The organism is Bacteroides sp. 1001136B_160425_E2, assembly GCF_015559655.1.
Taxonomy (GTDB): Bacteria; Bacteroidota; Bacteroidia; order Bacteroidales; family Bacteroidaceae; genus Bacteroides; species Bacteroides luhongzhouii.
This window is the reverse complement of the sequence record NZ_JADMQH010000050.1, coordinates 1-2,472: the sequence shown is the minus strand read 5'-3', so window position 1 is coordinate 2,472 and position 2,472 is coordinate 1. Positions and strand designations below refer to the sequence as shown.

Sequence of the window (2,472 nt, the reverse complement as noted above, 5' to 3'; positions counted from 1 at the left end):
AGGTAAGCAGCCATCTATAGTTGTATCTCCATCATTCTTTATTCTTTTCCTTCCATTTGTGTGGCAACATTTGTAGCAGTTCCTCATAATTAGCCTTCTGCATATATGGCATTCTTGCTATAACGTCATTTAGATAAGTGCGCGGATTTACTTTATGCGCTTTGCACGTAGCCAGTAACGAACAGACGACACTCATGCTGACGGCCGCCTGATGGTCTCCACAGAACAAGTAGTTCTTTCTACCCAATGTGATTGGTCGGATGGCATTTTCCGCCAGATTGTTATCAATATGGATACGTCCATCCTGCAGATACCTCATCATATTCTCCCAGCGGGTATAGGCATAGGTTATCGCCTTTCCGGTCAGGCTGTTTGGGCTGTATTTTATCCCTTCTGTTTCCATCCATAGCTTCAAGGCATCCATAATAGGTCCGGCAAGTTCCTGACGTTTTTCCATCCGTTCATTTTCTGTAAGCTGCTTCTGGTCACAGTCATGTTCTATGCGATATAGAAGCTGTATTTCTTTTAAGGCATGTTCCGCCATCTGCCTGTTTTCAGCAAGTGCCTGCTCAAAATACCTGCGTATATGAGCCATGCAGTTAACAAGGCGCACATTCGGGTTAACCTTGAAAGCCGATTCGTAACCCTCAAAGCCGTCGCATTGGAAATAACCCTTGAAGTCTTTAGCCAGTTGCCCTATCACCGTACCAGACCGTGATCCTTTGTCATAATGGAAAAGCACCAGTCGTTCGACTACCGCCCTGACCATCCACAAGTATTCCTTGTTGGTCTGATGTCCTGCCTTGTCCAGTACAGGTACGGTCGTTTCATCCCCCTGTATGTAGTCGGATTTCATGATTTCCTGCCTGAGTACCTCGTAAAGTGGCTTGAGAAGCTCAACCGCAGGCTTGAACCATCCGTCTATGGTACTTTCACTAGCTTTGAAGCCCAGGTGATGCAACTGTTTCACCTGGCGGTAGAAGGGAAGATGATACTCATATTTCTGCAGGAGTATCTCCGACAAAAGTGTAGGTCCCGCTATTCCTTTGTATATAGGCAACAGCGGCATGGCGGCTATCTCCACTCCTTTTCTGCCGACCGGTGGAAGTGAAGTGTTGTCTTTAAGGGCATACTTGGGCCGTACAATCTCCTTTATATAAAGTTGTCCGGGCTTATGTTCCACCACACGGGTCACTTCCTCACCAATCTTCCTGTACAGTTCCAGGTCAATGTCTTCCGGCTCGATGATTACCCTTTCAAGTACGGGAAGACCTTCCATTATCCTGCGGTTATTCCGTTCCCGTTTCTTGCTCTCCACCGTTTCTTTTGTGATTGTCTGCACCGCTACTTCACGCGCTTTTTCCAGTTCAGCCGCATTATCAGGAAGAAAGTCACCGAACAGGTCAGGCTGGTTGGAATCAAGAGACGGGAGTTTCTCTGACTTGTGACCGAAAAGCTGGCGGTTCAGCCATGCGACTTGAGCCGTCAGCTCATTGAGACGATTCTGTAAGGATTCATTCTGCCGGGTAAGCCTGATAATGGTCTCAGCCTGGGATGCGTTCACCTGCTGCAGGGACTGCAGCATTGAGCTCATCTGTGAAAGCATCTCTTCCTGGGTCATAATCCGTTTCTTTTAATTACACTATAAATGTACAAAATATATCCCGGACAGACAAGGAATACGACATCTATTTTTATACAGTATATACATTTCGTTCCGCCCTCAGACGTCTCAAACGCTGCCCGGGAGATTCACGGATTCCTTCCACCATAATGACAAGATCGCGCCATTCCATCGGATAGCTGCGCGATTTCTCGTCATATTCGGGAATCTTGAAATGACCGGCTTCAAGGCGCTTGACATACATCACCAGACCGCCATCCTCGGCATGGAGAAGCTTCATCAATTTACGGCTGCTGCCAATGAAGATGAATACATCACCGTTCCTGACACTGCAGCCCATACGCTCGTGTACCACACCGCAGAGAGAACTGATACCCTTGCGCATATCAGTCCTGCCGGGGCAGAGAAAATACCGCATCGTATCATTCAGGCAGAACATGGCAACAGGCGTATTGGTTAATCAAACGGGAAGCGGCCTCTTCCATACCGGCACCCAAATGGGCACGGACGCCATTAGGAAACAACAGGGTCATTCCGGAAACAGAAGAGGAGGAAGCAATACAGGGGGACTTCAGGCTGATGGGGGCTAAGACTGATTGGGGAGCAGAGGTCTCGTGATCGGGAACACTGGAAGATTTACGTTTCCAATAATTGTACGTGGAGTAACTGACATGTTCACGTTGCAGAAATTTCAGAAGACTCAGACCGCTTAAACGATGCAGTTCCTGTAAAGAGGTAAATTGTTCTTTTGTCATAATGAAAATATGTTAGAAGTTCATGCAATATTGCACAGGCAAAGGTGCTATGAAAATATGACAGAGAAAACGGGTACTTTATCGGATGCTTAC

The 2,472-nt window shown here is 47.1% G+C and carries 3 protein-coding genes; all 3 read right to left on the bottom strand.

Features of this window, described 5'->3' with window-relative positions:
* Positions 1-31: 31 nt before the first annotated feature.
* The 3 genes from tnpC to tnpA all read right to left on the bottom strand — a co-directional run bounded on the left by tnpC (position 32) and on the right by tnpA (position 2,379).
* Positions 32-1,621: an IS66 family transposase gene (gene tnpC, locus I2I04_RS23030; RefSeq protein WP_195655937.1), complete on the bottom strand. Its 1,590-nt coding sequence runs from the start codon at positions 1,619-1,621 to the stop codon at positions 32-34.
* Positions 1,622-1,694: 73 nt separating this feature from the next.
* Positions 1,695-2,063, bottom strand: coding sequence for an IS66 family insertion sequence element accessory protein TnpB (gene tnpB / locus I2I04_RS23025; RefSeq protein WP_167511782.1), 369 nt, complete (start codon positions 2,061-2,063; stop codon positions 1,695-1,697).
* Positions 2,047-2,379 carry an IS66 family insertion sequence element accessory protein TnpA gene (gene tnpA, locus I2I04_RS23020; RefSeq protein ID WP_195473341.1) on the bottom strand — a complete coding sequence of 111 codons (333 nt, stop codon included), beginning with the start codon at positions 2,377-2,379 and terminating at the stop codon, positions 2,047-2,049. The genes tnpB and tnpA overlap by 17 nt, the downstream gene beginning before the upstream one ends.
* Between the last annotated feature and the right edge of the window lie 93 nt (positions 2,380-2,472).

What these genes read in the sequence shown, in the direction of transcription:
- tnpC (WP_195655937.1), bottom strand. Translation starts at nt 1,621, where the DNA reads ATGACCCAGGAAGAGATGCTTTCACAGATGAGCTCAATGCTGCAGTCC.
- tnpB (WP_167511782.1), bottom strand. Translation starts at nt 2,063, where the DNA reads ATGTTCTGCCTGAATGATACGATGCGGTATTTTCTCTGCCCCGGCAGG.
- tnpA (WP_195473341.1), bottom strand. Translation starts at nt 2,379, where the DNA reads ATGACAAAAGAACAATTTACCTCTTTACAGGAACTGCATCGTTTAAGC.